The organism is Actinomycetota bacterium (assembly GCA_036280995.1).
In the GTDB taxonomy this organism is placed as follows: domain Bacteria; phylum Actinomycetota; class CALGFH01; order CALGFH01; family CALGFH01; genus CALGFH01.
The window spans coordinates 1-5,788 of record DASUPQ010000880.1 but is presented as its reverse complement, the minus strand read 5'-3'; the positions used below and the strand labels follow the sequence as shown (position 1 = coordinate 5,788).

General features: G+C 73.9%; 8 protein-coding genes. 3 read left to right on the top strand and 5 right to left on the bottom strand.

All coding sequences use genetic code 11. The annotated features are described in order from the left end of the window. The 3 genes from VF468_29615 to leuC form a co-directional block, all read right to left on the bottom strand. Positions 1-209, bottom strand: a 209-nt coding sequence (locus VF468_29615) for a hypothetical protein (GenBank protein ID HEX5882445.1), incomplete at its 3' end; no start/stop codon positions are given. Next, positions 202-828, bottom strand: coding sequence for a 3-isopropylmalate dehydratase small subunit (gene leuD / locus VF468_29610; GenBank protein HEX5882444.1), 627 nt, complete (start codon positions 826-828; stop codon positions 202-204). The genes VF468_29615 and leuD, both read right to left, overlap by 8 nt. Before the next feature lie 2 nt (positions 829-830). Then, positions 831-2,252 (bottom strand): 3-isopropylmalate dehydratase large subunit, encoded by a 1,422-nt coding sequence (leuC, locus tag VF468_29605; protein HEX5882443.1) that lies wholly within the window; start codon positions 2,250-2,252, stop codon positions 831-833. 243 nt (positions 2,253-2,495) lie between these two features. On the opposite strand from leuC, the gene VF468_29600 reads away from it, so the two are divergent. Further along, on the top strand, positions 2,496-2,933 hold the full coding sequence (locus VF468_29600; GenBank protein HEX5882442.1) for a hypothetical protein: 438 nt from the start codon (positions 2,496-2,498) through the stop codon (positions 2,931-2,933). A 62-nt stretch (positions 2,934-2,995) separates the two neighbouring features. Here the strand turns inward: VF468_29600 and VF468_29595 are convergent, their stop codons facing one another. Next, entirely contained in the window at positions 2,996-3,433 is a 438-nt protein-coding gene (locus tag VF468_29595) for a hypothetical protein (protein ID HEX5882441.1), read from the bottom strand. A gap of 67 nt (positions 3,434-3,500) precedes the next feature. On the opposite strand from VF468_29595, the gene VF468_29590 reads away from it, so the two are divergent. Next, positions 3,501-4,721 (top strand): arginine deiminase, encoded by a 1,221-nt coding sequence (locus VF468_29590; protein ID HEX5882440.1) that lies wholly within the window; start codon positions 3,501-3,503, stop codon positions 4,719-4,721. Between the two features lie 83 nt (positions 4,722-4,804). Further along, positions 4,805-5,422 (top strand): DUF308 domain-containing protein, encoded by a 618-nt coding sequence (locus tag VF468_29585; GenBank protein HEX5882439.1) that lies wholly within the window; start codon positions 4,805-4,807, stop codon positions 5,420-5,422. 7 nt (positions 5,423-5,429) lie between these two features. On the opposite strand, the gene VF468_29580 is transcribed toward VF468_29585, so the two are convergent. Next, the coding region (locus VF468_29580; GenBank protein ID HEX5882438.1) for a hypothetical protein at positions 5,430-5,788 on the bottom strand (359 nt) is incomplete at its 5' end.

Below are 5,788 nucleotides of genomic sequence, written 5' to 3'. Positions count from 1 at the left end.
ATGGCCTGGGCGTCGTCGCTTCCGGCGGCGTCGCGGAGCCGGCTGGTGCCGTCGGCCAGGGCGGCGCAGAGCAGCGCCCGGTTGGTGACGCTCTTGCTGGCCGGGGCGGCCAGGCGCAGGGCCACCGGGCCGGCCGGGAGCAGCTCCAGCGCGGCCGGGGACGGGCCGGGGCGGTCCTCCGGTGGGTCGGGACCCGGCGCCTCAGCCACCCCAGGCGGGGGCGGTGGTGTCGACCCGGGCCGGGTGGGCGTCCTCGTAGGCGGCGACCGCGGACGCGTGCGACAGCAGGTAGCCGAGCTCGTCGGTGCCGTCGAGCAGCATCTGGCGGGCGAACGGGTCGACCGCGAAGGCGACCGCCCGCCCCCCGGGCAGGGTGACCGTCTCGGCCTCCAGATCGACGGTGACCTCGGCGTCCGGGTCGGCCTCGACGGCGGCGGCCAGCTCGGCGTGGGCCTCGGCCGGCAGCTCGACCGGGAGCAGCCCGTTCTTGAGGGCGTTGTTGCGGAAGATGTCGGCGAACAGCGGCGCCAGCACGGCCTTGATGCCGAAGGCCTGGAGGGCCCAGGCGGCGTGCTCGCGCGACGACCCCGACCCGAAGTTGGCCCCGGCCAGCAGGACGGCCCGGCCGGCCATCTCGGGCCGGTTGAGCACGAACTCCTCCCTGGGCCGGCCGTCGCCGTCGTAGCGCCAGTCGGCGAACAGCCCCTCGCCCAGCCCGTCCTTGCTGGTCCCCTTGAGGAACCGGGCCGGGATGATCTGGTCGGTGTCGACGTTGTCGACCAGCAGCGGGACCAGCGTGCTGGTGAACGGCCGCAGCGGCTCCGGCATCGCTACACCTCCACCGTCTCGACCAGCGGGCGGGCGTCGGCGATGCGGCCGGCCAGGGCCGAGGCGGCCGCGGTCAGGGGGCTGGCCAGGAAGGTGCGCCCACCGGCGCCCTGGCGGCCCTCGAAGTTACGGTTGGAGGTCGACACCGCGTACTGGCCGGGGGCGAGCTGGTCGCCGTTCATGGCCAGGCACATCGAGCAGCCGGCCTCGCGCCACTCGGCCCCGGCGGCCCGGAACACCTCGGCCAGGCCCTCGGCCTCGGCCTGGCGCTTGACGTCCTGGGAGCCGGGCACGACCAGCACCCGCACCCCCGGGTCGACCTTGCGGCCGCGCAGCAGCCCGGCCGCCTGGCGCAGGTCGGAGATGCGCGAGTTGGTGCAGGAGCCGATGAAGACCACGTCCACCGGCCGGCCCAGCAGGGGCTCGCCCGGGCGCAGGTCCATGTAGGCGAGCGCCTTGGACAGGGCCTGGCGGGCGGCCGGGTCGCCGGCGTGGGTGGGGTCGGGCACCCGGCCGGTGATGGGCAGGCCCATGCCCGGGTTGGTGCCGTAGGTGACCATCGGCTCCAGCTGGCCTGCGTCCAGGGTGACGGTGCGGTCGAAGACGGCGCCGTCGTCGCCGGGCAGGGTGCGCCAGTCGGCCAGGGCCCGGTCCCAGGCCTCGCCCCGGGGGGCGTACGGCCGGCCGGCCACGTACTCGAAGGTGGTGTCGTCGGGGGCGACCATGCCCGCCCGGGCCCCGCCCTCGATCGACATGTTGCAGATGGTCATCCGCTGCTCCATCGAGAGCGCGCGGACGGCCGGGCCGCCGTACTCGAACACGTGCCCGGTGCCGCCGCCGACGCCGATCTTGGCCAGCAGGGCCAGGATCACGTCCTTGGCCGTCAGCCCGGGGGCCAGCCGACCCTCGACCCGCACCTCGAACGACTTGGGCCGCCGCTGGAGCAGGGTCTGGGTGGCCAGCACGTGCTCGACCTCGCTGGTGCCGATGCCGAAGGCCAGCGCCCCGAAGGCGCCGTGGGTGGAGGTGTGGGAGTCGCCGCAGACGATCGTCATGCCCGGCTGGGTTGCGCCCAGCTCGGGCCCGATGACGTGGACGATGCCCTGGTGGGGGCTGTGCATGCCGTGCAGGGGGATGCCGTGGGCGGCGCAGTTGCGCTCCAGCCGCTCCACCTGGGCCCGGGCCAGCTCGTCGACGATCGGCAGGGACCGGTCCGAGGTCGGCACCGAGTGGTCGGCGGTGGCCAGGGTCAGGTCGGGCCGGCGGACCTTGAGGCCGCGGGCGGCCAGCCCGGCGAACGCCTGGGGCGAAGTCACCTCGTGGACCAGGTGGAGGTCGACGTACAGCACGGCCGGCAGGCCGGGAGGCTCCGCCACCACGTGGCGGTCCCAGACCTTGTCGAGCAGGGTGCGTGGGGCGGGCATGGGCTGGCACCTCGGGTCGGTCCGGGGCGGCGTCGCACCCGGGGGATGGGCGGGACGTCGTCGTCGGCCGCCCATGGTAGCCGAGCAGGCACCCGATTTGGCGTTCCGGCGCCGGATCTGTACATGGTTCGCGAAGAACATTCTGCTCGACCGACAGGGGTGGTTCGGGCCGTGCGTGCGAGCCGCCCGGTATGGAGACGGCTGACCCTCCGCCCGTAGCCGGCCTGCTAGCCTGGTGGCACCGTGTCCAGCCAGCCCGCCACCAGCCAGCCGCAGCCGCCCCCTCCGGGACGCCGCAAGCGCGAGATCCTCGGCCCGACCGGCCTGATCGTGATGGTCGTGGCCATCCTCGCCTTCACCGCGGCGGCGATCGTGATCGAGCTCGTCTCCAACCAGGGCAAGGCCTTCAAGGCCACCGTGTCCGTGCTCGGCCCCGTCGACGGCAGCCAGAACCAGGTCCGCCTCATGTTCCGGGTCACCAACACCGGCACCCGCGCCGGCCGCCCCGACAAGTGCGAGGCCGTCCTGTTCAACATCAGCGGCGAGCGGGTCGGGGTCGGCGCGGTCAGCCTCAAGGAGCCGATCCAGCCCGGCGCCACCCACAACGAGCCCGCCATCGGCACCGCCGCCGAGCCGCCGATCAACGGCACCGTCCACTGCCGCGCCCTCGAACCGGGCTGATCCCGGCCGTCCAGGGACGGACGCTGAGGACGAGGCCGGGGGGGTGGCGGCCGGCTCTCCTGTCAGCTGGAGCTTGGCAACCTCGCTTGGGAGGTTACGTGGTCGACGGGCACCCGAAACCGGCGCTCGAGGATCGCCGGCAGGTTTCCCTTGAGCCAGCGCGACACCCCCGGCGGGAAGGTCGACAGCACGATCCGCTGGTAGCCGGGATGGGCCTGGAGCTCGTCGCCGACCGCCTCCAGGGGCGAGTGGCTGCCGACCCGGGCCGCGGCCACCGGGATCCCGGCCGCCCCCAGGGTGGCCATCGCCTCGGCGGCCCGCTTGCGGGCCAGCTGCCTGGCCTCGCCCTCCTCCCAGTTGTGGAGCAGGTGGCCGGTCGGGGTGGCCGGGACGAGCAGGGTGAACTCGGCCGCCGGGTCGGCGGCGGCCAGCGCCTTGACCCGTTCCAGGAGCTCCGGGCTTCCGGCCGTCTGGTGGGCGACGATGAGGTAGCGGGCCATGCGCACTCCCTCCCTTGGCGGTGGATGTGGTTGTGCGCCGAGGCGGCGGCGGTGTCAAGATCGGGCCATGTCCGCCTTCCTGGTCGACTCCGAGATCGGCCGGCTCCGCAAGGTCCTGCTCCACTGCCCGGACCTGGAGCTGACCCGCCTCACCCCGGCCAACATCGCCGACATGCTGTTCGACGAGATCATGTGGGTCGAGCGGGCCCGGCTCGAGCACCAGGCGTTCGCCGACACCCTCCATGCCCACGGGGTCGAGGTCTTCCTCCTGGCCGACCTGCTGGCCACCGCCCTGGCCGACGAGGGCGGCCGCAAGGAGCTGCTGGACCGGGTCGTGACCGTCGACGGCTTCGGCGCCGGCCTGGCCCCCGAGCTGCGGGCCTGGTTCGACTCGCTCGACGCCACCGACCTGGTCACCTACCTGATCGGCGGGGTCATCCCCGAGGACCTGCCGTTCCGGCCCGAGGGGCTGGTCGGGGCCAGCTTCCACCCGACCGCGTTCGTGCTGCCGCCGCTGCCCAACCAGATGTTCATGCGCGACACCTCGGCCTGGATGTACGGCGGGGTGTCGGTCAACCCGATGGCCTTCCCGTCGCGGCGGCGCGAGACCATGCACCTGGAGACCGTGTACCGGCGCCACCCCATGTTCGCCGGCGCCGAGTTCCCCATCTGGTACGGCGGCGACGGCATCGACCACTACCCGGCGGTCGTCGAGGGCGGCGACATCCTGGTCATCGGCCATCGGGCCCTGCTCGTCGGCATGGGCGAGCGGACCACCCACCAGGGGGTGGAGGCACTGGCCCGGCGGCTGTTCGGCGCCGGCGTGCTCGACACCCTGGTCGCGGTGGAGCTGCCCAAGGTCCGGGCCTACATGCACCTGGACACCGTCCTGACCCAGGTCGACCACGACGCCTTCGTCGTCTACCCGGGCCTGCGGACCCAGATGCGGCCGTTCGTGGTCACCCCCGGCCCCGGCCGCCACCTGGAGGTCCGGGCCGAGGACGAGCTGTTCGCGACCCTGGCCCGGGTGCTGGACGTGCCCCGCATCCGCACCTTCGAGACCGGCGGCAACGAGATGCTGGCCGCCCGCGAGCAGTGGGACGACGGCAACAACGTGCTCGCCGTCGCCCCCGGGGTGGTGGTCGCCTACGAGCGCAACGTCGACACCAACCAGCGCCTGCGCGACGACGGGGTCGAGGTCCTGACCATCCCCGGGTTCGAGCTCGGCCGGGGCCGCGGCGGCCCCCGCTGCATGAGCTGCCCCCTGGAGCGCGACCCGGTCGCCTGAATTCATCCTGGGCGGGTGATGACGGGACCGCCGGCCTGCGCGACGCTTCGCCCAGATGTGCCAGCGCACGAGGGGTGAGGCAGATGGCAGGACGAACGCCGGCGGCCGGGGGCCGGCTTCCGCTCGGCAAGGCGGTCGGGCAGGCGTGGGCGCTGTGGCTGGCCGGGTTCCTGGCCCTGATCGGCGGGGTCGCCCTGCTCGTCAACCCAGGGGCCGGGCTGCGGCTGGTCAAGTGGACACTGGGCCTGTTCCTGGTCGGCTGGGGCGTGATGCGGCTGGTCCACGCGTTCACCGGCCGCCGCCGCGACCGCACCTGGCTGATCCTGTCCGGCCTGTGCATCCTCGGCGCCGGCGTCGTCGTGCTCGCCTGGCCGGGCGTGACCGTGACCGCGCTGCTCTACATCCTGGTCGTGGGCGGGCTCTGCTTCGCCTCGGTCGACCTGGTCGGGGCCATCGTCGACCGCAAGACCAACCCCCACTGGTGGCTGTACCTGCTCCGCGGCCTGGGGACGATGGCCCTGGTCCTGGCCCTGCTGGTCTGGCCGGGGGAGACCCTGGGGGTGGTCCGGCTGATCGCCGCCGCCCTGCTGCTGCTGTGGGGCGCGGCCACCATCGGCGAGGCCTACCAGTCGCCCATCCACGACGACCCGCGCGGCTACCGCGGCCAGCTGGACAAGGAGATCCCGCACCGGCTCATCTGAGCCAAGGCTAGCGGCCGAGGAAGCGGTCGAGGATCTGGCGGGCCGTGAGCCCCGAGAACCCCGGGTGGATCATCACGAACTCGGTCTCCCGGTCCGGGTCGTAGCCCGCCCCGAACCCGACCCCCTTGCGCCACAGCCCCTGGCCGCACAGGACCCGCAACAGGCGGCGGTTGATCACCTCCAGCTGCGCGGCGGTGACCTCGAACCGCTTCCAGGCGTCCTCCGGCTGCTCGGCCCCGAACGGCTTGGGCCCGCACCGGGAGGCGAGGCTTGGCGGGGCGGCCGGCGACGGGACCAAGGGCGCGTCCGACGGCGCCTCCACCCGGGCCCCGGGGACGCAGCCGGCCAGGACGACGACGGCCAGGG

Coding starts and splice junctions, on each gene's coding strand:
- VF468_29590 (HEX5882440.1), top strand. CDS start 3,501: ATGTCCGCCTTCCTGGTCGACTCCGAGATCGGCCGGCTCCGCAAGGTC.
- leuC (HEX5882443.1), bottom strand. CDS start 2,252: ATGCCCGCCCCACGCACCCTGCTCGACAAGGTCTGGGACCGCCACGTG.
- VF468_29585 (HEX5882439.1), top strand. CDS start 4,805: ATGGCAGGACGAACGCCGGCGGCCGGGGGCCGGCTTCCGCTCGGCAAG.
- leuD (HEX5882444.1), bottom strand. CDS start 828: ATGCCGGAGCCGCTGCGGCCGTTCACCAGCACGCTGGTCCCGCTGCTG.
- VF468_29595 (HEX5882441.1), bottom strand. CDS start 3,433: ATGGCCCGCTACCTCATCGTCGCCCACCAGACGGCCGGAAGCCCGGAG.